The organism is Streptomyces scabichelini (assembly GCF_011045015.1).
In the GTDB taxonomy this organism is placed as follows: Bacteria; Actinomycetota; Actinomycetes; order Streptomycetales; family Streptomycetaceae; genus Streptomyces; species Streptomyces scabichelini.
The window spans coordinates 20,702-43,946 of sequence record NZ_JAAKZY010000077.1 but is presented as its reverse complement, the minus strand read 5'-3'; the positions used below and the strand labels follow the sequence as shown (position 1 = coordinate 43,946).

21 protein-coding genes are annotated in these 23,245 nt (G+C 68.8%); 9 read left to right on the top strand and 12 right to left on the bottom strand.

Features of this window, described 5'->3' with window-relative positions:
- Positions 1-82 precede the first annotated feature (82 nt).
- The 3 genes from G5C60_RS23915 to G5C60_RS23905 all read left to right on the top strand — a co-directional run bounded on the left by G5C60_RS23915 (position 83) and on the right by G5C60_RS23905 (position 4,003).
- The gene (locus G5C60_RS23915; protein ID WP_338145904.1) at positions 83-742 is read left to right on the top strand and encodes a response regulator; all 660 of its coding nucleotides are present in this window, start codon (positions 83-85) and stop codon (positions 740-742) included.
- 257 nt (positions 743-999) lie between these two features.
- Positions 1,000-2,931, top strand: a complete 1,932-nt coding sequence (locus G5C60_RS23910; protein WP_165262644.1) for a 2-oxoacid:acceptor oxidoreductase subunit alpha — start codon at positions 1,000-1,002, stop codon at positions 2,929-2,931.
- A complete protein-coding gene (locus G5C60_RS23905; protein ID WP_165262642.1) occupies positions 2,924-4,003 on the top strand; it encodes a 2-oxoacid:ferredoxin oxidoreductase subunit beta in 1,080 nt (359 codons plus the stop codon). Before G5C60_RS23910 ends, G5C60_RS23905 begins: the two co-directional genes overlap by 8 nt.
- Positions 4,004-4,094: 91 nt before the next feature.
- On the opposite strand, the gene G5C60_RS52260 is transcribed toward G5C60_RS23905, so the two are convergent.
- The 3 genes from G5C60_RS52260 to G5C60_RS23890 form a co-directional block, all read right to left on the bottom strand.
- Positions 4,095-4,325, bottom strand: coding sequence for a hypothetical protein (locus tag G5C60_RS52260; protein ID WP_165262658.1), 231 nt, complete (start codon positions 4,323-4,325; stop codon positions 4,095-4,097).
- Positions 4,326-4,496: 171 nt separating this feature from the next.
- Positions 4,497-5,063, bottom strand: a complete 567-nt coding sequence (locus tag G5C60_RS23895; RefSeq protein ID WP_165262640.1) for a DUF6082 family protein — start codon at positions 5,061-5,063, stop codon at positions 4,497-4,499.
- A gap of 244 nt (positions 5,064-5,307) precedes the next feature.
- A complete protein-coding gene (locus G5C60_RS23890) occupies positions 5,308-5,715 on the bottom strand; it encodes a winged helix-turn-helix transcriptional regulator (protein WP_165262638.1) in 408 nt (135 codons plus the stop codon).
- 92 nt (positions 5,716-5,807) lie between these two features.
- On the opposite strand from G5C60_RS23890, the gene G5C60_RS23885 reads away from it, so the two are divergent.
- Positions 5,808-6,662 (top strand): SDR family oxidoreductase, encoded by an 855-nt coding sequence (locus G5C60_RS23885; protein WP_165262636.1) that lies wholly within the window; start codon positions 5,808-5,810, stop codon positions 6,660-6,662.
- A gap of 133 nt (positions 6,663-6,795) precedes the next feature.
- The gene (gene rarD, locus G5C60_RS23880) at positions 6,796-7,758 is read left to right on the top strand and encodes an EamA family transporter RarD (protein ID WP_165262656.1); all 963 of its coding nucleotides are present in this window, start codon (positions 6,796-6,798) and stop codon (positions 7,756-7,758) included.
- 31 nt (positions 7,759-7,789) lie between these two features.
- Here rarD and G5C60_RS23875 read toward each other — a convergent pair whose 3' ends face one another.
- Together G5C60_RS23875 and G5C60_RS23870 are read right to left on the bottom strand one after the other, a co-directional pair.
- Positions 7,790-8,977: a 4-hydroxybenzoate 3-monooxygenase gene (locus tag G5C60_RS23875; RefSeq protein WP_241267018.1), complete on the bottom strand. Its 1,188-nt coding sequence runs from the start codon at positions 8,975-8,977 to the stop codon at positions 7,790-7,792.
- 122 nt (positions 8,978-9,099) lie between these two features.
- The gene (locus G5C60_RS23870; RefSeq protein ID WP_165262632.1) at positions 9,100-10,584 is read right to left on the bottom strand and encodes an MFS transporter; all 1,485 of its coding nucleotides are present in this window, start codon (positions 10,582-10,584) and stop codon (positions 9,100-9,102) included.
- Between the two features lie 105 nt (positions 10,585-10,689).
- Between G5C60_RS23870 and G5C60_RS23865 the strand changes: the two genes are divergently transcribed.
- Positions 10,690-11,130, top strand: coding sequence for a winged helix-turn-helix transcriptional regulator (locus G5C60_RS23865; RefSeq protein WP_165262630.1), 441 nt, complete (start codon positions 10,690-10,692; stop codon positions 11,128-11,130).
- 149 nt (positions 11,131-11,279) lie between these two features.
- On the opposite strand, the gene G5C60_RS23860 is transcribed toward G5C60_RS23865, so the two are convergent.
- The 6 genes from G5C60_RS23860 to G5C60_RS23835 form a co-directional block, all read right to left on the bottom strand.
- On the bottom strand, positions 11,280-12,266 hold the full coding sequence (locus G5C60_RS23860) for an ABC transporter permease (protein WP_165262628.1): 987 nt from the start codon (positions 12,264-12,266) through the stop codon (positions 11,280-11,282).
- The gene (locus G5C60_RS23855) at positions 12,253-13,245 is read right to left on the bottom strand and encodes an ABC transporter ATP-binding protein (RefSeq protein WP_165262626.1); all 993 of its coding nucleotides are present in this window, start codon (positions 13,243-13,245) and stop codon (positions 12,253-12,255) included. Before G5C60_RS23855 ends, G5C60_RS23860 begins: the two co-directional genes overlap by 14 nt.
- Before the next feature lie 88 nt (positions 13,246-13,333).
- Positions 13,334-14,566, bottom strand: a complete 1,233-nt coding sequence (locus G5C60_RS23850) for a LolA family protein (RefSeq protein ID WP_165262624.1) — start codon at positions 14,564-14,566, stop codon at positions 13,334-13,336.
- Positions 14,567-14,920: 354 nt separating this feature from the next.
- Positions 14,921-15,943 carry a CHRD domain-containing protein gene (locus G5C60_RS23845; RefSeq protein WP_165262622.1) on the bottom strand — a complete coding sequence of 341 codons (1,023 nt, stop codon included), beginning with the start codon at positions 15,941-15,943 and terminating at the stop codon, positions 14,921-14,923.
- Between the two features lie 154 nt (positions 15,944-16,097).
- Positions 16,098-17,108: a polyprenyl synthetase family protein gene (locus tag G5C60_RS23840; protein ID WP_165262620.1), complete on the bottom strand. Its 1,011-nt coding sequence runs from the start codon at positions 17,106-17,108 to the stop codon at positions 16,098-16,100.
- Between the two features lie 421 nt (positions 17,109-17,529).
- Positions 17,530-18,336: a Cof-type HAD-IIB family hydrolase gene (locus G5C60_RS23835; RefSeq protein ID WP_165262618.1), complete on the bottom strand. Its 807-nt coding sequence runs from the start codon at positions 18,334-18,336 to the stop codon at positions 17,530-17,532.
- A gap of 140 nt (positions 18,337-18,476) precedes the next feature.
- Here G5C60_RS23835 and G5C60_RS23830 point away from each other — a divergent pair, with 140 nt between their 5' ends.
- The 3 genes from G5C60_RS23830 (at position 18,477) to fahA (ending at position 20,912) form a co-directional block, all read left to right on the top strand.
- The gene (locus G5C60_RS23830; protein WP_241267016.1) at positions 18,477-18,926 is read left to right on the top strand and encodes a hypothetical protein; all 450 of its coding nucleotides are present in this window, start codon (positions 18,477-18,479) and stop codon (positions 18,924-18,926) included.
- Positions 18,923-19,498 (top strand): hypothetical protein, encoded by a 576-nt coding sequence (locus G5C60_RS23825; RefSeq protein ID WP_165262616.1) that lies wholly within the window; start codon positions 18,923-18,925, stop codon positions 19,496-19,498. Before G5C60_RS23830 ends, G5C60_RS23825 begins: the two co-directional genes overlap by 4 nt.
- Positions 19,499-19,697: 199 nt before the next feature.
- A complete protein-coding gene (gene fahA, locus G5C60_RS23820) occupies positions 19,698-20,912 on the top strand; it encodes a fumarylacetoacetase (RefSeq protein WP_165262614.1) in 1,215 nt (404 codons plus the stop codon).
- Between the two features lie 76 nt (positions 20,913-20,988).
- On the opposite strand, the gene recQ is transcribed toward fahA, so the two are convergent.
- Entirely contained in the window at positions 20,989-23,043 is a 2,055-nt protein-coding gene (gene recQ / locus G5C60_RS23815) for a DNA helicase RecQ (RefSeq protein WP_165262652.1), read from the bottom strand.
- Between the last annotated feature and the right edge of the window lie 202 nt (positions 23,044-23,245).

Genomic DNA, 23,245 nt, shown 5'->3' with positions numbered 1-23,245 from the left:
CCACGATCCTCGGCCCCCCAGCCTTGCGCGCCCGCACGAGCGGGCGCGCAAGGCTGGGGGGCCGAGGATCGTGGAGGACAGGGTGCAGGTGGTCATCGCCGAGGATTCAGTGCTGCTCAGGGAGGGACTGACCCGGCTACTGACCGACCGTGGGCACGAAGTGGTCGCCGGAGTGGGCGACGGCGAAGCACTGATCAAGACCATCACCGAGCTGGCAGCCGCCGGCACACTGCCGGACGTCGTCGTCGCCGACGTCCGCATGCCGCCGACCCACACGGACGAGGGCGTCAAGGCCGCGGTCCAGCTGCGCAAACAGCACCCGGGACTCGGCGTACTCGTGTTGTCGCAGTACGTGGAGGAGCAGTACGCGACAGAACTCCTCGCCGGTTCCAGCCACGGCGTCGGCTACCTCCTCAAGGACCGGGTAGCCGAGGTACGTGAGTTCGTGGACGCGGTGGTGCGGGTGGCCCGGGGCGGCACGGCGCTCGACCCGGAGGTGGTGGCCCAGCTGCTCGGCCGCAGCCGGAAGCAGGACGTACTCGCGGGACTCACCCCCCGCGAGAGGGAAGTCCTAGGGCTTATGGCCGAGGGCCGGACGAACTCCGCGATCGCGCGACAGCTGGTCGTCAGCGACGGCGCCGTGGAAAAACACGTCAGCAACATCTTCCTGAAGCTCGGCCTGTCCCAGAGCGACGGGGACCACCGACGCGTCCTGGCGGTCCTCACCTACCTGAACTCATGAACCACCAAGCCAAGAACCCGAGAACCCGAGAACCCGAGAACCCAGAAACCTAGAACCAAAGGATGAGCGGGCAGCGTCTCCAGAGGAGGGGGCGAGGGTGAATAAAGCGTGGCAAACCGGTGCGTCACACCATCTCAAAGTGGTGTCCATCATGCGAATGGCCGAGGGAAGGCGACCCTTACAGACGTAGGGTTGAAGGTGGGACGGCCTTCGGGAAGGCCGCTCCCAGACAGCCGCCTCGAGGGAGGTCCAGTTCAGTGACCAGCCAGGTCAGTCCAACGGAACAGGCCGACGGAGCCGTCGTAGGAGAACAGCGCAGACCGGCGGGCGCGGGCGTGAAGGACGTACGCCGCCTCGACCGGGTGATCATCCGGTTCGCGGGGGACTCGGGTGACGGTATGCAGCTCACCGGCGACCGCTTCACCTCGGAAACGGCATCCTTCGGCAACGATCTGTCGACACTGCCGAACTTCCCCGCCGAGATCCGCGCCCCCGCAGGCACCCTGCCGGGGGTCTCGTCCTTCCAGCTGCACTTCGCGGACCACGACATCCTCACGCCGGGCGACGCACCGAACGTACTGGTGGCGATGAACCCGGCGGCGCTGAAGGCGAACATCGGCGATGTGCCGCGCGGCGCGGAGGTCATCGTCAACACGGACGAGTTCACCAAGCGGGCCATGCAGAAAGTGGGATACGCCGTCTCACCCCTTGAGGACGGTTCCCTGGACGGCTACAGCGTCCACCCGGTCCCCCTCACCACCCTGACAGTCGAGGCGCTCAAGGAGTTCGACCTCTCCCGCAAGGAGGCCGAGCGCAGCAAGAACATGTTCGCGCTGGGCCTGCTGAGCTGGATGTACCACCGGCCGACCGAGGGCACCGAGAAGTTCCTGAAGTCGAAGTTCGCCAAGAAGCCGGACATCGCGGCGGCGAACATCGCCGCCTTCCGCGCGGGCTGGAACTTCGGCGAGACCACCGAGGACTTCGCGGTCTCCTACGAGGTCGCTCCCGCGGCGCAGGCGTTCCCCACGGGCACGTACCGCAACATCTCCGGGAACCTGGCCCTGTCCTACGGACTGATCGCCGCGTCCCGACAGGCGGACCTGCCGCTGTACCTGGGCTCGTACCCGATCACGCCGGCCTCGGACATCCTGCACGAGCTGTCCAAGCACAAGAACTTCGGCGTACGCACCTTCCAGGCCGAGGACGAGATCGCGGGCATCGGCGCGGCACTGGGCGCGGCCTTCGGCGGCTCGCTCGCCGTGACGACCACGTCCGGCCCGGGAGTGGCCCTCAAGAGCGAGACCATCGGTCTGGCCGTCTCCCTCGAACTCCCACTCCTCGTCATCGACATCCAGCGCGGCGGCCCGTCCACCGGCCTGCCGACCAAGACCGAGCAGGCGGACCTGCTGCAGGCGATGTTCGGCCGCAACGGCGAGGCCCCGGTGCCCGTCATCGCCCCGCGCACGCCCGCGGACTGCTTCGACGCGGCCCTCGAAGCCGCCCGGATCGCGGTCACCTACCGCACCCCGGTCTTCATGCTCTCCGACGGCTACCTGGCCAACGGCTCCGAGCCCTGGCGCATCCCGGACATCGACGAACTCCCGGATCTGCGCACGCGGTTCGCCCAGGGCCCCAACCACACCCTGGACGACGGCACCGAGGTCTTCTGGCCGTACCTGCGCGACCCGCAGACCTTGGCCCGTCCCTGGGCGGTCCCGGGCACGCCGGGCCTGGAGCACCGCATCGGCGGCATCGAGAAGCAGGACGGCACGGGCAACATCTCGTACGACCCGGCCAACCACGACTTCATGGTGCGTACGCGCCAGGCGAAGATCGACGGCATCGACGTACCGGACATCGAGGTCGACGACCCGCACGCCGCGCGGACGCTGGTGCTGGGCTGGGGGTCGACGTACGGGCCGATCACCGCGGCGGTACGGCGGCTGCGGGCCGCCGGGGAGAGCATCGCGCAGGCCCATCTGCGCCACCTCAACCCGTTCCCGCGGAATCTCGGCGAGGTGCTGGGGCGTTACGACAAGGTGGTGATCCCCGAGATGAACCTCGGTCAGCTCGCCACGCTGGTCCGGGCGAAGTACCTGGTGGACGCCCACTCCTACAACCAGGTCAACGGTATGCCGTTCAAGGCTGAGCAGCTCGCCACGGCTCTCAAGGAGGCCATCGATGGCTGAGACGACCACGGAAGGCTCGGGCACGATCGAGGCACTTTCTCTCGTGCCCAAGGCCGAGGCCAAGCAGTCCATGAAGGACTTCAAGTCCGATCAGGAAGTGCGTTGGTGCCCAGGCTGCGGTGACTACGCGGTGCTCGCCGCCGTGCAGGGCTTCATGCCCGAGCTCGGCCTGGCGAAGGAGAACATCGTCTTCGTCTCCGGCATCGGCTGCTCCTCCCGCTTCCCGTACTACATGAACACGTACGGGATGCACTCCATCCACGGCCGTGCGCCCGCCATCGCGACGGGCCTGGCCTCCTCCCGGCAGGACCTGTCCGTCTGGGTCGTCACCGGTGACGGCGACGCGCTGTCGATCGGCGGCAACCACCTGATCCACGCCCTGCGACGGAACGTCAACCTGAAGATCCTGCTCTTCAACAACCGGATCTACGGCCTGACGAAGGGCCAGTACTCCCCCACCTCCGAGGTCGGCAAGATCACGAAGTCGACGCCGATGGGTTCGCTGGACGCGCCCTTCAACCCCGTCTCGCTGGCCATCGGCGCGGAGGCGTCGTTCGTGGCCCGGACCGTGGACTCCGACCGCAAGCACCTCACGGAGGTCCTGCGCCAGGCCGCCGCCCACCCGGGCACGGCCCTGGTCGAGATCTACCAGAACTGCAACATCTTCAACGACGGCGCCTTCGAGGTACTGAAGGACAAGCAGCAGGCCGAGGAGGCCGTGATCCGGCTGCAGCACGGGCAGCCCATCCGCTTCGGCACGGACGGTTCGCGGGGCGTCGTACGGGATCAGCTGACGGGTGACCTGAAGGTCGTCACCGTCACGCCGGAGAACGAGTCGCAGATCCTGGTCCACGACGCGCACTCCGCGTCCCCCACGACGGCCTTCGCGCTGTCGCGCCTGGCCGACCCGGACACGCTGCACCACACGCCGATCGGTGTGTTCCGGTCGGTGGACCGGCCGGTGTACGACACGCAGATGGCCGACCAGCTGGACACGGCGATCGAGCAGAACGGCAAGGGCGACCTGGCTGCGCTGCTGGCGGGTGGGGACACCTGGACGGTTGTCGGCTGACGCGAACGGCCGACGCGAACGGCCGACGCGAAGGTGTGAGCTTGAGGGCCTGGGTCCCTACGTATCGGACTCAGGCCCTTTGCCCTTGCTGTCAGGCGTCGGGGATGTCCCTCTTGGCGCGGATGACGGTGTCACGGTCGAGGACGACGATGAGTTCATGGTCGGCTCGGGTGATGCCCGGGGGGAGACGGTGCGCCAGCGCGGCGGTGGCTTCGGTGCCGATGACGGCAAAGTTTCCGTCACTCAGTTCGAACAGATCCGGGCAGGTCTCACCAGTCCCACTCCCTCTGAGGCGAGGGGGGTCTCCTATACGACGAGCGATCCAGACCGACGAAACCGACGAGACCGACGAGGACTCGTTGGGCAACTGAGCCGTCCCCTCTCGGGGCGGCACAGCCCCGCGCTCAAGGGCGGCGTCACCCGTTGGCTGCCGGACCCTGGGTTCACATTGAAGTGGATCTTACACGTTCAATGTGACACCTCTCACACTGACCTACTCGCCCGAGGGCTCGGGCTCAGGCTCAGGTCCGACGACCCACCACTCATCGGGGTCGTCCGCCAGCTCCTCCAGAATCGCGTCGACGACGCCACCGACCTGCTTTTCCAGAGACCCTCCGGGCAGGCTCCGCCGGTGCTCGACCGTACTTGCCCAGTACTCCGCGAACACGTCATTGCGACACAAGATCCGTAACTGGCCGAGCAACTCGTCCCAGCTGTATGTGCCGACGCGGTGCGCCAGGAGCAGCACTCCGTACTCCCGGTTCGCGAAGAGCATCTGGCGGCGCCTGCGCTCGGACAGGCCGCTCAGCGTACTCAGGGCCGCAGCAAGCGACGGGTCGTCGATCGCCCGATCCAACTGCTCCACAAACAGGCGATGTTGCTGGATCAGGTTCGCCCTGTGGAGCTCCTCGGCCACGAGCGCGACCTGACGACAGAGCTCCATGACGAGTTCGTCCTGTCGCTGACGGCGGCCGTCGCGCGCAAAAGGGACTCGCATCCGACCAAGCCCCGTCACCACCGCAGAACCGATCCTGCGCGCGGCCAGAGTCAGTGTGGCCATGTCAAGACATCCCCCGGATCCGGTGGCCGCGCGTCGGTCGGCCGCATGGCTTGGGCCGACGCACGGTGGGCGAAACCACCCCGCCCCCAGCGTGCCCGGCGGCTCAAGCAGGCGTGGAGGTGGAGAAGGGGGCGCACGGAAGCGTGCCTCGTACGTCGACCAGCGCCCTGACTCAGGTGTGCCCCGCGAGCGCCGTCCGCATTCGTGCAATCGGGGCAAGCGGACGCGTCATCCCTGCTCAGAGCTACTCTCTGGCCGCGTCGTACACCTCGCGCGCCTTCAGCACCGCGTCCATGCGCCGCTCCGTCCAGTCGGCCAGCGCACGCACCTGCTCGGCGGCCTCACGGCCGAGATCGGTGAGCGAGTAGTCGACGCGAGGCGGGATCACCGGCTTCGCGTCCCGGTGGACCAAGCCATCCCGCTCCAGCGTCTGCAACGTCTGCGTGAGCATCTTCTCGCTGACCCGCCCGATGGCACGGCGCAGTTCACTGAAGCGGTGCGGGCGGTCCAGGAGTTGGATCAGGACCAGGACACCCCAGCGGCTGGTGACGTGCTCCAGCACGAGGCGATGCGGGCACATCTCCTCACCCTCGACCATCCACTTGGCGACTGGTGCACTGACGGAGGCATTGACGGATGCGCTTACGGCCATGCCAGTACCTTACTTCAAAGTGGGTACTTTCGCAGAGTTAGTGCAGCACCTAGGGTTAGTGACCTACCCACCCCACAAGGAGCTGCAACATCATGAGCATCGTCGTCACCGGAGCCACCGGCCACCTCGGCCGCTTTGTCATCGAAGGGCTGCTGGAGAAGGTTCCGGCCGACCAGATCACGGCCGTCGTCCGCAGCGAGGAGAAGGCGGCGGGCTTCGCGGCCCGCGGCGTGAAGCTCGCGGTCGCCGACTACAACACTCCCGAGACCTTCGACGGCGTCTTCTCCGCCGGCGACAAGGTACTGCTCATCTCCGGCAACGAGTTCGACAAGGGCCGCGTGGGCCAGCACAAGATCGTCCTCGAAGCCGCCAAGGCTGCCGGGGTCGCGCTCCTCGCCTACACCAGCGCTCCGGGCAGCCTGACCGCCGCGCTGGCCGACGACCACCGGGGCACCGAGGCGGCGATCCTCGAGTCCGGTGTGACGTACGCCCTGCTGCGCAACGGCTGGTACAACGAGAACTACACCGAGAACCTCGCCCCGGTCCTGGAGCACGGCGCCGTCGTCCAGGCCGCCGGCGACGGCAAGGTCTCCTCGGCCTCCCGCGCGGACTACGCGGCCGCCGCCGTGGCCGTGCTGACGGGTGAAGGTCACGAGAACAAGACGTACGAGCTGGGCGGCGACACCGCCTGGGACTTCGCCGAGTACGCGGCCGAGGTGGCCAAGCAGTCCGGCAAGGAGATCGCGTACAGCCCCGTACCCGTCGAGGTCTACACGGGCATTCTGACCGGCGTCGGGCTGCCCGAGCCGCTCGCCGCGACCCTGGCCGGTGTCGACGCGTCCATCGAGAAGGGCGAGCTGGTCGTCACGAGTGGCGACCTGTCCCGGCTGACCGGCCGCCCGACCACCCCGATCGCGGAGTCGATCGCGGCGGCGCTCAAGGGCTGACTCCCCCCATTCCCCTACACCCCCGCTTGTAATGACCGTATCGTGGATATGGGCATGACGGGCGGGGGTGTTCGGCGTTACCGTCGTGACGGCTGCGCGCTCGCAGCCGCGCGCGAGGGGAGAGGCCGTGTCGGTGGAGTCCAGGGGTGAGCAGCGCATAGGTCTGCTGAACGGCTTCGCGGCGTACGGCATGTGGGGCCTCGTCCCCCTCTTCTGGCCGCTCCTCGAACCCTCCGGGGCGGTCGAGATCCTCGCCCACCGCATGGTGTGGTCGCTCGGCATCGTCGGGGTCGCGCTCCTGGTGATACGGCGCTGGGCCTGGGCCGGCGAACTGCTGCGGCAGCCGCGCAGACTGGGCCTGATCGCGATCGCGGCGACCGTCATCACCATCAACTGGGGCGTCTACATCTGGGCCGTCAACAGCGGCCATGTGGTGGAGGCGTCCCTCGGCTACTTCATCAACCCGCTCGTCACCATCGCGATGGGCGTCCTGCTCCTGAAGGAACGGCTGCGTCCCGCCCAGTGGGCGGCGGTCGGCATCGGCTTCGCCGCCGTCCTGGTGCTCACGATCGGGTACGGGCAGCCGCCGTGGATCTCCCTCTGCCTCGCCTTCTCCTTCGCCACGTACGGGCTGGTGAAGAAGAAGGTCAACCTCGGCGGGCTCGAGTCGCTGGCCGCGGAGACCGCGATCCAGTTCCTGCCCGCGCTCGGCTATCTGGTGTGGCTGTCGGGGCAGGGTGACGCGACGTTCGGTGCCGAGGGCGCCGGGCACGCGGCGCTGCTCGCCGCGACCGGTGTGGTGACCGCGGCGCCGCTCGTCTGCTTCGGGGCGGCGGCGATCCGCGTACCGCTGTCGACGCTCGGACTGCTCCAGTACCTGGCACCCGTACTGCAGTTCCTGCTCGGTGTCCTGTACTTCCACGAGGCCATGCCCGCCGAGCGGTGGGCCGGGTTCGCGCTGGTGTGGGCCGCACTGTCACTGCTGACGTGGGACGCGCTGCGGACTTCACGGCGGTCGAGGCAGGCCCTGCTGACGGCGGAGCCCGACATGGACGCCCCCGAACTCCCGGAACCGACAGCAAGCCGCAGGCACTGAGCCCTCCGCTGGAAGACCGGTCGCCCCGTGGTCAGTAGTCGGCGTCCTTGCCGATGTACAACCCGGCGAAAGCGGCCGCGGCGGCAGGCGAGGCGAGGGTCCGTCGCAGCCGGGCCGCGGTGGTACCCGCCTGGAACGGGTTACCGGACGAGGCGCCGTGGAAGACCTCCGAAAGCCACAGCGAGAACTCCTGGTACTGCCACACCCGCCCCAGACAGGCCGCCGAGTAGCCGCTGAGCCCCTGCTCGTCGCCCTTGCCGCAGTACGCGACGAGCGCGTCGCCGAGCAGCAGGGCGTCATGGATCGCGAGGTTCATGCCCTTCGCGCCGATCGGCGCCAGGAGATGGGCCGCGTCGCCGACCAGATACAGCCGCCCGTACCCCATCGGCTGCACGACGTAGTTGTGCATGTCGAGGACCCGCTTCTCGATCAGCCGCCCCTCCGTGAGCGGCTGGGCCCCGTCCGCCGCGAGCCGCGCGTGAAGCTCGGCCCAGACCCGTTCGTGCGACCAGTTCTCCGGGTCGTCGCCGGGCGGGCACTCCAGGTAGTAGCGGGTGACCTGCGGGCTGCGGGCCATGTGCCCCGCGAAGCCCCGCGGGTGGATGCCGAAGGCGACGCAGTCGTTCGACGGCGGTGCCTCGGCAAGCAGGGCCAGCCAGCCGACGCCGTAGTCGCTCCGGGCGATGGTGACGTGCTCGGACGGCAGACTGTCCCGGGTCACACCGCGCGCGCCGTCGCACCCCGCGACGGCCGCGCAGTCGAGGCGTACGCGCTCGCCCGTGTCCGGGTCCGTGTACGACACCGAGGGCCGGTCCGTGTCGATGGAGTGCAGCTCCACGTCGCGTACGCCGAAGCGGATGTCGCCGCCCCGTTCGTCCGCATACACACGCACCAGGTCCGTCACCAACAGCGGCTGGGGATAGGCGAAGTGGTGGTGTCCCGACACCTCGCCGTACCGGAACCTGTGCCGCTCCCCCGCGAGCCGGAACTCGCACTCGCTGTGCATCTGGGCGTTCTCCAGCAGCCGGTCGGCGAGACCGTGCCGCTCCAGGGCCCGGACCGCCCACTCCTCCAGGAAGCCCGCGCGGGGCCGCTGTTCGATGAACTCCCTGCTCTCCGTCTCCAGCACCACGCAGTCGACGGAGGCGGCACGCAGGATGTTGGCGACGGTGAGGCCGGCGGGGCCGGCACCCACGACGACGACAGAGGTGCGCTCCATGGAGTCGATGGACTGAGTGGATCGGGTGGATTGGGTGGACTCGATGGAGGAGGGAACGGTGGTGTCCGTCATAAAGACATTATGTCGGTGAGCACCGCGCTGCGTGGCGTGCCCGCGCATCCTCAACTCACCGTCTGCCGGGCGGGGTTGGCGGTCGGCTCGGCAGGCGCTCCGGCCACCCGCTTCCCTCGTCCGCCGCGCAGGCCGAAGGACGAGAGCACGGCGCCAAGCGTCACCATCGCCACGGGCACGATCAGGGCCGTACGGAAGGCGGACAGGGCGGACTCCGGGTCCGAGCCGGAGGAGGCCAGGCCGTACACCGCCGTCACCGCGGAGATGCCGAGCGCAGAGCCGAACTGGGTCGCGGTGGTCAACAGGCCGCCCGCCAGGCCCTGTTCGGACTCCGTGATGCCGTCCGTCGCCGCGATCGTGAGCGGACCGTAGGTCAGGGAGAAGGCGATGCCCGCGATGAGGAGGGTCGGGAACATCGCGGCGTACGTCCAGTCCATGCCGACCGGCAGGAAGAGTGCGTACGCGACGATTCCCAGGACGAAACCGCCGAGGATCACCCGGGCGTTGCCGAAACGGTTGACCAGGCGGGGTGTGAGCGTCGGCGCGAGGATCGCGTCGCAGCCCATCACGATCAGGGCGACCGCCGTCTGGAGGGAGGACCAGCCGCGCAGTTCCTGCAGGTAGAGCGTGACGACGAACTGGAAGCCGAAGAAGGCGCCGACGAAGAGCAGGGCGCCGAGGTCGGCCCGTACGACCGACGCCTTGCGCAGGATGCCCAGGCGGACGAGGGGCGCGGCGCTGCGGCGTTCGACGAAGACGAAGGCGGTGACGAGGAGCGCGGCCACGACCGCCGCTCCGGCCGTCAACTGCCAGCCGTCCAGGCCGTGTTCGAGGCGGATGACGGCGTATGAGGCGAGCAGCATGGCACCGGCGGCGGTGATGGCGCCGAGGAAGTCGAAGCCGCGGCGGTCGGCTGCGGCCGTTTCTGTCGTACGCGGCTGAGGGCGCCCGTCTGCTTCTTCCTGTCGGCCCCCGCCGGTCTGGGCCGGAATCAGGCGTACCGCCGCGATCAGGATCGCCGCCGCCAGCAGTACCGGTGCGAAGAAGACCCAGCGCCAGCCCAGTTGGGTCAGCAGGCCGCCGATGACCAGGCCGAGGGAGAAGCCGCCGGCCGCCGTGCCGGCGAAGACGAGCAGGGCCTTGTTGCGCTGCGGGCCCTCCTCGTACGACGTCGTGATGAGGGACAGCGCGGCCGGAGTCATGAAGGCCGCCGAGATGCCCGTGACAAAACGGGCCACGATCAGCATCCAGCCCTCCGTCGCGAAGCCGCCGAGACCCGAGAAGGCGAGGAAGACGGTCAGCCAGGTGAGGAACATCCGGCGCCGGCCCAGGAGGTCGGCCGCGCGGCCGCCGAGCAGGGTGAAGCCGGCGTAACCGAGTACGTATGCGCTGATCACCCATGCCGCCGCGTTCGTGGACAGGTCGAGATCGGCTCTGATGGAAGGGATCGCGACCGCAAGCATGGCGACGTCGATGCCCTCCAGAAAGATCGTTCCGCAGAGAACGAGCAGCAGGGCCCAGGCGCGGGTGCCCATGGCGGGACTCCTTCGAGGCAGGTGGCGGTGAGGCAGAGGCGGTTACTCGACTGAGGGTCGGTTCCCTCTTGTAACCATGGCCAGCCTGCGGCAGCATCGACAGGTATGGAAGAAGGCACTTTGAAGTCACCGAGTAACTGCGCGGGCACCGTGGGCGTGGACTACGGCGACACGGATCCGTTCCAGTGGGACACCCGTGAGGACTGCCAAGTGCGCCAGATCCTCGACCGGGTGGCCGACAAGTGGTCCCTCCTCGTGATCGCCCTGCTCGACAATCGCCGACTGCGCTTCACGGAACTGCGCCGGGAGATCGACGGCGTCAGCCAGCGCATGCTGACGGTCACACTGCGCCAGCTGGAGCGGGACGGGCTCGTAAAGCGAACGGTGCATCCCGTGGTGCCACCACGGGTCGAGTACGAACTCACTCCGCTCGGGGCGACGTTGCACACCACGATCCGGTCACTGGTGATGTGGACGGAGGAGCACCAGGGGGAGATCGCAGCGGCACGGGCGGCTTACGACGAGAGGGACACGCAGGTCGCCTGAAGGGGCGCCCGTCAGGGGCGCCCTTCAGGGGCGCGGGGAACTGCGCGACCAGCCACAACGGACCTGCAGCCGAGAAACGACCGCATCGAGGGCATCTGGGGCGCAGCCCGAGGGGGTCTGGGGGCGCAGCCCCCAGGACGATCAGGCGATCAAGCGGCGATGTCCTTCGCAGTGAACCGCGCCCACGCCGCCGTGCCGAACACCGCCGCGTACAGGCCCTGAAGTCCGAGATTACGCAGCAGCTCGTCCCAGTACACCGGATCACGCATCAGGTCCGCGAAGGACAGCCAGTAGTGCGAGAAGAAGTACGGCTGTATCGCGTGAAGTTGGGGTATCTGGTCAAGTATCTGGATGGTGATCAGCAGGCCCACGGTCGTCGCCATCGCCGCTATGCCGCTGTTGGTGAGCGTCGAGACGAACAGGCCGAGCGCGGCAATGCCGATCAGTGACGCGGCGACGATCAGCGCGATCAGAAACGCTCGTCCCAGCCCCTCCCCGAAACTGATCCGCGTGCCGGAGATCGTCGTCAGCTCGCCGAGTGGGAACAGCAGGGATCCCACGATCAGCGCCGACGCCGCCACGACGAGCGTCGCGATGACACAGAACGCCAGCGTGGTCGCGTACTTGGTGAGCAGCAGCCGCGTACGCCCCGCCGGTGCGACCAGCAGATAGCGCAGCGTCCCGGCATTCGCCTCGCCCGCTATCGCGTCGCCCGCGATGACGCCGACCGCCATCGGCAGGAAGAAGGGCAGCGTGGCGGCCAGCGCGGTGAACACCAGGAAAAGGCCATTGTTGGTGATCTGCGCGATGAAGGCCGGTCCCGCACCGCCTCCGCCGCCGGCCGAGGAACCGTCACTCGTCTCGATCTTCACGGCGATCCCGACGAGGACCGGCACCGCGGCCAGCACCCCGAGCAGCGCGATCGTCCGCCACCGGCGCAGCGTGGTCACCAGCTCGTTGCGCAGCAGGCCGAGGGTCCACAGCAGGCTCGGCTTCCGTACGTCGACGACCTCGGCGGTGCCGGTACCGGCAGTGATTTCGGTACCGGCAGTAATTTCGGTACCAGCAGTGATGTCGGTGCCGTCGCTTCCCTCAGTGCCGTCAGCGATCTCAGTCCGGATCTCAGCCCGCGACATCGAAGCCCTCCCCCGTGAGCGCCACGAACGCGTCCTCCAGCGAAGCCCGTTCGACCCCGAAACCCCGTACGCGGACGCCCGCCGACACCAGCGCCGCGTTCACCTCGGCGAGGTCGCGGTCCGGTGGCTCACCGGTCACGCGGTCCTCCGTGACCACGACGTCGGCCACGCCCTGCTCCTTCAGTACGCGGGCCGCGTCGCCCGGGTCCGGAGTCGTGACGACCAGGCGGCCGCGGGCGCCGGCCGCCAGCTCGGCCACCGGCCCCTGCGTGATCAGTCGTCCCTGCGCCATCACCGCGGCATGCGAACACACTTGCTCGATCTCGTCGAGCAGATGCGAGGAGAGGAAGACGGTCGAACCGTCCGACGCCAACTCCCGCACCAGAGAACGGATTTCGCGCATCCCCTGCGGATCGAGCCCGTTGGTCGGCTCGTCCAGGACCAGCAGCCGGCGCGGCTGGAGCAGGGCCGCGGCCAGCCCGAGCCGCTGCTTCATGCCCAGCGAATAGGCCTTCGCCCTCTTGCCGGCGGCGGCCGTCAGTCCGACCCGGTCCAGGGCCGCCGCGACGCGTGTACGCCGGGTGCGGGGATCGGCGGTCGGGTCGGCGGAGTCGTACCGCAGGAGGTTGTCGCGGCCGGACAGGAAGCCGTACAGCGCCGGTCCCTCGATCAGCGCCCCCACCTGCGGGAGCACCGTGCGCGTGGCGCGCGGCATGGGCTGTCCCAGTACGCGCGCCGTGCCCGATGTCGGCTCGATCAGGCCCATCAGCATTCTGATGGTGGTCGTCTTGCCGGAGCCGTTCGGCCCCAGGAAGCCGAAGACGCTGCCCGCCGGGACGGTCAGATCGAGGCCGTCGACGGCAAGCTGTCCGCCGCGGAAGCGCTTGGTGAGCGCACGGGTGGCGATCACCGTGTCCGGCCCGGCTTCCGGTCCGGCTTCCAGCCCGGTGTCCGGCTCCGCGGTGGACAGTTCCGCCATCGACTCCCTCAACTCCCTGTTGCCGCCCGGCCGGATCCCTCTGGTCGGGCGGCCACTTCCTGTCGTCCTGCGCCTGTTACCGCACTGCTTACTGCGCCGCGTCGGCCGCCTTCACCAGCGCGTCCTTCGTGACCGCGCCCGCGTACACCTGGCCGTCTTCCGTGATGAGCGCGTTGACCAGGCGGGTCGAGAAGACCGTGCCCGAGCCGAACTTGCCGCTCACCTGTGTGCCGAGCGAGTCGAGGAAGCGGCCCGCGTCGCCGCCGGCCCCCGACGGTATGCCCTCGCCGCCGGTGTCGAACCGGGCGATGGAGCCCCAGCCCTCACCTATGGTCTTCAGGCCCTCGAGGCCGCCCGCGAGACCGCCCTCGAGTTCCTTGCCCAGCTCCTCCTCGGCCTTCGGACGCGCCTTCTCCTCGGACTTCATCTCGTCGCCCTCGGTGACCTTCGCCCCCTTCGGCGGGCTGAAGTCGAAGGTGGACGCGGCCGGCTTACCGAAGTCGACCTTCGTGAAGCCCGCGTCCACGACGGCCGCGCCGCCGCTCGCCGGAGTCAGCGTGAACTTCAGCGGCATGCCGGTCTTGGAGTCCACCGCGATCGAGATCGCCCCGACCGTCGAACCGGAGTCCTTCGGCTTGATGACCAGCCTGTACGCGTCACGGCCCGCGACCTGCGCCGTGCCGTCGACGGTCACGGACGTCGTGTCGTCGACCGCCTTCAGCGCCTCGTCCGCCATCTCCTTGGGCGTGGTGGGGACGTCCTTCGGCGCCTCTTCCTTCTTGTCCTCGGCGGAGCCGGAGGCGGTGTCCGTCATGTGGTACGCCTCGTTCGACGCGCTGTCGTACGCCCACACCTCGTTGCCGTTGTGGATCAGGCTGTACTCGGCGGCCTTGTCCAGCAGCGACACCTTGTGCTTGTCCGGGCCGTCGGCCGCGACTCGCAACGTGTGCGTGCCCGACGCCAGTTCCATGAGCTTCGTCGACGGATCAGCGGAGGAGCCCTCGCCGTCGTCGGAACCGCCGGCGCCGCCGCCCGGAGCGAAACTGCTCTCCAGGCCGCCGAGGTCCGGCAGGCCCAGATTCGTGCTGACCTTCACCGTGCCGGACAGTTGCTGGACGTCCGACGCGGCGATCTTCTCTATCAGTTGCTCCGCGGTGATGTCCGGCAGTTCGGGGTCACCGGAGCCGGCAAACGCCGGGACCAGCCCGATGGTCGCCGCCGCCACCCCCACCACCGCGACCGGGACGACGTACCGCGCCGCCTTGCGCCGGCCGGTTCGCAGGTCCTCGTTCGTGTTGTCGTCGGATTCGTACGGTGCCATGTGTGCCCTACCTCCGTCGTCGGCGGCGGCTTACCGTCATGCACTCGTCCACCCCTGGCCGCCATTGTCACCCGAACTCCTGTGAAGTGGTGTCTCCAATCTGACCAAATCGGCCTAAGAGAAGCGTCAACCTTCGGAGCCAACTCCATGTACTGCTGCGGTATGACACGAGAGGGCGGCGCCTCCCCCGACCCGTAGGGGTCATGCGGGGAAGACGCCGCCCGGATTCCGTTCGGAACAGCCCGGATTCCACCGGATTCCATTGGGAGCCGGTCGATCACCGGTCCGACTGCGGGTGGATCACCGGACCAAGTGCGGGTGGATCACCGGTAACTGCGGGTGGATCAGGGTCGGTCACCGGTTCACGAACACGTAGTCCGCCTGGTACGGCACGCCCACGATGGTCCCCTCGTCACAGGACCCGGCAGGCGCCACCCCGCCCACGGTGTTCAGCCGAAGGATCTCGGCCGTACCGGCCAACAGCCCGCGGTGCTTGCCGGACTGAGTGGCCTTGAGGTCCAGCTCAGGGATGTTCTTGTCGCCGTTCGGGGTCCTGGAGATCACCGAACCGGTGACCGCGCTGCGGTCGGGCGCGATCCACTGCGGCGTACCGGAGTTGGGCTTCACGAAGGAGTGCGCGATGCCGCCGCCGAGCACGGCGCGCACGTCACGCTGCGCGAAGGCCGTGGTGCCGTCGTCCGCCTTCTTGCACTCGTAGATCTGCTTGCCCTTGAGGACGGAGGCCTGGAAGTTGTGCAGCGCGTTGCGGAAGTCGAAGTCCGTGGTGACCTTGTGGAGTTGGCCGCGGACGGCGCCGCCCGGGAACTCGGCGGTGTGCAGATTGGCGTAGAAGCCGCCCGGGTCCGCCTTCAGCTGGCCGAGCAGAGCGGCGTCCTCGACCTTGACCGTGCCGGTGACCGTACGGCCCTTGGCGTTCTCCAGCAGCTTGGTGAAGTCGACCTTGATGCCGCCGTTGACGCCCTTGGCGCCCTGGTGGATGTGGAGCAGGGTCGGCTTGTCGGTGCCGCGCCACTTGACCGCGACGGACACCTTGTTCCCCTTGACCTTCACGAACTGGAGCGCCGCGCCGTCCTGGTCACCGACGGCCGGACCGCCCTGCACGGGCACCTCGTTCGCGCCGTTGAGGCTCGCGGCGAGGATGGTGCCCCCACTGCCACTGCCGCCCGCGACGCCGCTCTGCACCTCGATGGACTGGCCCCCGTGCTCCGCGTGGCTCGCGCCCTTGCCCTTGCTCTGGCTCCCGCTGTCGGCGACCGCCGGGATGACGGCGGCGGCGACACCGGCCGCGGCGACCACCGCGACACCGGAGATGACCAGGCTCTTGCGACGCTTCGCGGACGTAATGGATGTCCCCATGATTCTGTTTTCTCCCCGTAGATCAGCTGACACCCCCTGCGTCAGCTTCTGGGCTTATTTACGGAGTAGATCTGAGCCTGGACTCAATCCAATTATGTGACGTGCGTCACTACAGACTGCACGCGGGCGCGGGTGCAGGGGTGCGCGGGCAAGGTCAGCCCGCCCGGTGCACCACCGCGTCGCACAGCTCCACCAGCGCCGCCTTCGCATCGCACTCCGGGAGCGGCACCAGCGTGGCGCGGGCCTCCTCCGCGTACCGCACGGTGTCGCGTCGGGCCTGGTCGAGGGCGGGGTGGGCACGGAGGAGGGTGAGCGCCTCCGCGTGCCGGGCGTCGTCCGTCAGGTCCGAGTCGAGCAGCTCGGACAGCGCGATGTCCTCGGCGAGGCCGAGCCGCTCCACGCGCTCGCGCAGCCGCAGCACCGGCAGGGTGGGGATGCCCTCGCGGAGGTCGGTACCCGGCGTCTTGCCGGACTCGCGCGAATCGCTCGCGATGTCCAGTACGTCGTCGGCGAGCTGGAAGGCGACGCCGAGCCGCTCGCCGTACTGCGTGAGCACGTCCACCACGGTCTCGTCGGCGCCCGACATCATCGCGCCGAAACGTCCCGCCACGGCGATCAGCGAGCCGGTCTTGCCGCTGAGGACGTCCATGTAGTGGTCGATCGGGTCGCGCCCGTCCCGCGGTCCGGCCGTCTCCAGGATCTGCCCGGTGACCAGGCGCTCGAACGCCTCGGCCTGGATCCGTACGGCCTCCGGCCCGAGGTCGGCCAGAATGTGCGAGGCGCGCGCGAACAGGAAGTCGCCGGTGAGCACCGCGACGGAGTTGCCCCAGCGGGTGTTCGCGCTGGGCACCCCGCGGCGTACGTCCGCCTCGTCCATCACGTCGTCGTGGTACAGCGTGGCGAGGTGGGTCAGCTCCACGACCACGGCCGAGGGCACCACACCCGGAGCGTACGGGTCACCGAACTGCGCGGCGAGCATCACGAGCAGCGGCCGGAACCGCTTGCCGCCCGCGCGCACCAGGTGCTGGGCGGCTTCCGTGATGAACGGGACCTCACTCTTGGTGGCCTCGAGCAGGCCCTCCTCGACGGCCGCCAGTCCGGCCTGGACATCGGCTTCGAGAGCCTGGTCCCGCACGCTCAGCCCGAACGGCCCGACGACGGTCACGAGGGTCTCCTGTCTGCTGACGCTCTCAAGGGCGGTCTCTGCGTGCTATTGGTGCTATTGGTGCTATGGGAGCTGTTGAAACTTCTGATACTGCGCGTGCCGGCGCGTGTGCTGTTTGCCGTCTGTGCTGTAGGTGTTTGTCGATGTGTCGCTGCTCGCACTCAAGTCAGCGTATCCGGTCGCCTTTCGATCACAGTGAGCGCCCACGGGGCCGGGCCCGACACCATCCGATCACTGACCGCATATCCTTGATCTACCCATACAACCCAAAATAACGGTCATGCCACGAAGTGTGCTGTTATGTCCCGCAGCACGAGGGAGGCATCACACCTCTCTGCCGGGCCCAGGAACCGCTACGACAACGACGCGCATGGCACGGAAGGTTCCGATCTCGCCCTGGACGCCGGGGCACGGCTTTCGTCTAGCGGAACAGCCGTTCCAGGACCACCGCGATGCCGTCCTCCTCGTTCGACAGGGTCACCTCGTCGGCCATCGCCCTGAGTTCGGGGTGGGCGTTGGCCATCGCCACGCCGCGGGTCGCCCAGTCGAACATGGGGATGTCGTTGGGCATGTCGCCGAAGGCGATCGTCGCGGTCGAGGTGAGACCGAGATGGGCGGCCGCGAGGGCGAGGCCCGTCGCCTTGGTCACTCCGCATGGCTGAAGTTCGACGGTGCCGGGACCGGACATCGTGACGGAGGCGAGGGAACCGACCGCTCCGCGGGCCGCTGTCGCCAACTCGTCGTCGGTGAGGGAGGGGTGGCGCAGGAGCACCTTGCTGATGGGTTCGGTCCAGAGGTCGTCGCGGTGGAGGACCCGTACCGCCGGCAACGTCGGATGCGGCATCTCGTAACCCGGTTCGATCAGCGTGAGCCCGTCGACGCCGTCCTGGTCCACGGCCGCGTACACCTCCCCGACCTCCGCCTCGATCTTGCCGAGCGCCGTCTCGGCCAGCTCACGGTCAAGGGTCACCGACCACACCATGCGGTCGGCCCCGGCGTCGTACAACTGCGCCCCCTGCCCGCACACCGCCAGCCCTTGACCGCCCAGTTCGTCGAGCAGCGGTCGTACACGTGGAGCCGGGCGCCCGGTCACCACGAGGTGCCGGGCCCCCGCCGTGGCCGCCATCGCCAGCGCGGTCCGTGACCGGTCGGAGAGGGTGTCGTCGCCGCGGAGCAGCGTTCCGTCCAGGTCAGTGGCGATAAGTGAATATGCGATCGGTGCGGCCATGATCAGAGAATACGGATCGAACGGCCCATCGACCCGGCCCGAACCGGACGTCGTCCGACACCTCGACCATCCCTCACACAGCCGTATGCCCGACATGGCCGTATGCCCGACGGTGACCACCCCGCGGGCAGACTGGAGCCATGACCCGCAAGCCCTCCGATAGCGACACCGACGCGCATGACTGGCTGCGCGAGCAGTTCCAGAACTGGTCACCTCCGCGGCCCGACACGGAGATGCCTCACGTGACGGCGAGAACCGCGGAGTTCCTGACCCGTCTCGACGCCGGCATGCTCGACTACTTCCGCGAGATGGCGGACGTCCTCGTGGAGCGCTTCGGGATCTCGCGGGCGGAGGCCGTCGCGAGGATCAACGCACGGTACGCGGGCGTCGAGATCGAGGCCTCGGGACAGGAACTCATGACGCACGAGCTTCCGGAGTACTGGGCGTGCGGCGTCTACTTCCTGCCTCTCGGAGACGGTCTCCGACTCCCTTGCGGCGACGAGCAGGTGGACGGCGACCTCTCCAGGTGGGAGGTCCGCCCGGCGCCTCCCCGGGACTGGCCCGTCTGGACCCTGAAGGAAGGCGCATGAAGTCGTTCCAGCAGCACCTGCGCACCGCCGGGGCCGAGATCCTGGAACGGTTCCCGGCCGAACTCAAGCCCGAGATCTACGCCGTCTCCTTCAATATCTGGCGGATCGACTACGACCCCAGACGGCCGTACGTCGCCATCGGCTACAACACCGAGAGCCAGTACCGGCGGGAGTCTCGGCCGGAGGACCCGGGCGAAGCCCGCTGGAATTACGCCTGCTGGCTGCTGGACGGGTTCGAGATGCTCGGGAATGTGCCTGAGGATCCGGTCGGAAGCCCCCTCTACGTCGACGAGGTGAAGCGGCTCGGTCTGTGGTTCGACGGGGAGGGTGACGACGCGAGCGATGACCAGTACGAGGCACTCGGCGAGCACTTCGCCGACGCCTGCACAGGCCTCGCCCGTCATTTCCACAGCAGCGGCCTGCTCAAGGAGGTCCTCGGCCGCCCCGTGCCCGTTCAGGTCTTCGACATGGACCGCCCGGGCTGGGAGGTGGAGGCGACCGAGGCCGCCAACCCGCCCGGACTCGTCGCCGACTTCCTGGCGTGGCAGCGAGCGGCGGCGGGAGAGGCGTAACCCCTGGGAAGCTCCTCGCTCCCGCTGAACGGTGCGACGCTGCCGAGCATGTCTCCTTAAGAGCGCTGAGCCGGAGTCAACTACTCCGACAAGACCTATCAAGACCTATTCGGACATTGCGAACTCTTAAGGCCGTGCCCAGGCAAGCAACTCCCCCGTAACGTGTGCCCCACCCACACGGAAAGCGAGGCAGCATCCGATGCCCCCCTTCGAGGTCCCCGAGGGCGATCCCTTCGGTCCCCACAACCTTCCGTACGGCGTGTTCTCCCCGGCCGGCTCCGAGGAGCGCGGTGTCGGTGTCCGGCTGGGCGACCACGTCCTCGACGCGGGCGGTGCGGCCCGGGCTCTGGGCTCGCCTTACGTCAGACTGCTCGCTCGCCCCTCCCTCGACCCTCTGCTCGCGGCGGGCCGTACGACCTGGTCGGACGTGCGGCGGGCGATCACGGCGTGGGTGACGGTGCCTGCCCACCGGGAGACCATCGCACCCCTGCTGCACCCGCTCTCCGAGGTGACCCTGCACCTCCCCTTCACGGTCGCGGACTACGTCGACTTCTACGCATCGGAGAACCACGCCCGCAACATCGGCCAGATCTTCCGCCCCGACGCCGCGGACCCCCTGACCCCCAACTGGAAGCACCTGCCGATCGGTTACCACGGCCGGTCCGGCACCGTCGTGGTGTCCGGCACGGAGGTCGTACGCCCCTCCGGCCAGCGCAAGGCCCCCACGGACCCGGAGCCGGTCTTCGGGCCGTCCGTCCGCCTGGACATCGAGGCAGAGGTCGGCTTCGTGGTCGGTACACCCTCCGCCATGGGCACGCGGGTACCGCTGAGCGACTTCCGCGACCACGTCTTCGGCCTCTGCCTCCTCAACGACTGGTCCGCGCGCGACCTCCAAGCCTGGGAGTACGTCCCCCTCGGCCCGTTCCTCGGCAAGTCCTTCGCCACGTCGGTGTCTGCCTGGATCACACCGCTCGACGCCCTGGAGGACGCCCGGGTCGCACCCCCGTCCCGTACCCACCCCCTTCTCCCCTACCTGGACGACGCCTCCGAGGAACCCGGCGGCTACGACCTGCGCATCTCCGTCGCCCTCAACGACCACGCCGTCTCCGAGCCGCCGTTTTCCACCATGTACTGGACCGCCGCCCAGCAGTTGGCCCACATGACGGTGAACGGCGCCTCCCTGCGCACCGGCGACCTGTACGGCTCGGGGACCGTGAGCGGGGCCGGCGAGCGCGAACGCGGGTCCTTGATCGAGCTGACCTGGAACGGACGCGACACCCTCGAACTCCCCGACGCCAAGCGGACGTTCCTGGAGGACGGCGACGTCGTGACCCTCACGGCCTGGGCACCTGGGCCGAACGGAACCCGCGTGGGACTCGGCGAGGTGACGGGGCAGGTCGTACCGAGCGTGTGAGTCGTACCGAGCGCGCCAGTCCTACCGAGCGTGCGACCCGCCCTCCACCGACCGGTCGTCTATATCCACCGGTCGTCTATATCCAGTCCTCCGGCTCATCCGGCTCGTCCGGCTCCTCGGCCTCCGGCCAGTGCTCGGGCTCCGCCTCCAGCGCCCCCGAGTCCCCGTCGTCGGTCTTGGCCGTGGGGGCCGGGGAAGCCGGTGAGCCCGAGCCCGGGGACAGCGAGGCAAGCACCCCGAGCACGCCCTCCCCATACGTCGCGAGCTTCTTCTCGCCCACTCCGCCGATCCCGCCCAGCTCCGCGATGGACGTGGGCCCCGCGATGGCGATCTCCCGAAGGGTCGCGTCGTGGAAGATGACGTACGCCGGAACGCCCTGCTCCTTGGCCTGCCCGGCACGCCACGATCGCAGGGCCTCGAACACGGGGACCAGCTCGTCGGGCAGCTCGGCCGCCGCGGCCTTGGCCTTGCGCTCGCCCCGGGGCGACGCCGACTTCGCGGTCACCGGCTTCTTCGGCTCCTTGCGCAGCGGCACCTCCCGCTCGCGCCGCAGCACCGTCCCGCTCGCCTCGGTCAGTACCAGCGTCCCGTATTCACCCTCGACCGTGAGCAGCCCCTGAGCCAGCAACTGCCGTACGACACCGCGCCATTCGCCCTCGGACAGCTCCTCGCCGATGCCGAACACGGACAGCTCGTCGTGGTCGAACTGTATGACCTTGGCGGTCCTGCGCCCGAGCAGGATGTCGACGATCTGGACCGCCCCGAACTTCTGCCCCCGCTCGCGCTGCAACCGCACCACCGTGGACAGCACCTTCTGGGCCGCGACGGTGCCGTCCCAGGTCTCGGGCGGGAGGAGGCACGTGTCGCAGTTCCCACAAGCCGTGGTCCCGGCGTCCTGCCCGAAGTAGGCGAGCAGTTGGGCACGGCGGCACTGGACCGTTTCGCACAGCGCGAGCATCGCGTCGAGGTGCATCGCGGCCCGGCGCCGGAACGCCTCGTCGCCCTCGCCCAGCTGGATCAGCTTGCGCTGCTGTATGACGTCGTTCAGGCCGTAGGCCATCCATGCCGTGGACGGCAGTCCGTCGCGGCCCGCACGGCCCGTCTCCTGGTAGTAGCCCTCGACCGACTTCGGCAGGTCGAGATGGGCCACGAACCGTACGTCCGGCTTGTCGATGCCCATGCCGAAGGCGATGGTGGCGCAGACGACGAGGCCTTCCTCGCGCAGGAACCGTGACTGGTGCGCAGCGCGCGTGCCCGCGTCCAGACCCGCGTGGTACGGCACCGCCTCGATGCCGTTGCGGGAGAGGAACTCGGCTGTCTTCTCAACGGAGTTGCGCGACAGGCAGTACACGATGCCCGCGTCGCCCGCGTGCTCCTCGCGCAGGAACGACAGCAGCTGCTTCTTGGGGTCGGCCTTCGGCACGATCCGGTACTGGATGTTGGGCCGGTCGAAGCTCGCCACGAAATGGCGGGCGTCCGGCATGCCCAGGCGCTGGGTGATCTCCTGGTGCGTCGCGTGTGTGGCCGTCGCGGTCAGCGCGATCCGCGGTACGTCGGGCCAGCGCTCGCCCAGCAGTGAGAGCGCCAGGTAGTCGGGCCGGAAGTCGTGGCCCCACTGGGACACGCAGTGCGCCTCGTCGATCGCGAAGACCGAGACCTTGCCGCGCGCGAGCAGGTCGAGCGTGGACTCCAGGCGCAGCCGCTCCGGCGCGAGGTAGATCAGATCTAGCTCACCCGCCAGGAACTCCGCCTCGACCACGCGCCGCTCGTCGAAGTCCTGCGTGGAGTTCATGAACCCGGCGCGCACGCCGAGCGCCCGCAGCGCGTCCACCTGGTCCTGCATCAGCGCGATCAGTGGCGAGACGACCACACCCGTACCGGGTCTGACCAGGGCCGGGATCTGGTAGCACAGCGACTTGCCGGCGCCTGTCGGCATGAGCACCACGGCGTCGCCGCCGGCCACCACATGCTCGACGACCGCTTCCTGCTCGCCACGGAACGCCTCGTATCCGAAGACACGGCGGAGTGTGCCCAGCACCTCGCTCTCCGCGAGCCCCGCGGGCCTGCTCTCGCCCAGCCCCGCGGCCCTGTCCTCTTCGGTCATCACACCCGTCCCGCCCGTCCCGCTCATCGCCCTGTCCCCCGTCGTACGCCGTGCCTCGACCACTGCATCCACGATAGGGGTCCGCACCGACAGCCTCGCAGTTATCCACAGGCTGCCTCGCACCACCTCAGGTCAAGGCGCATCACTCGTTCACACGTGCGGGGGAGCCGCGCCCGTTTTCCGGCCGATAGTCTGGATGGACCGGCGAGACTCCGTCCCATGGGAGCAC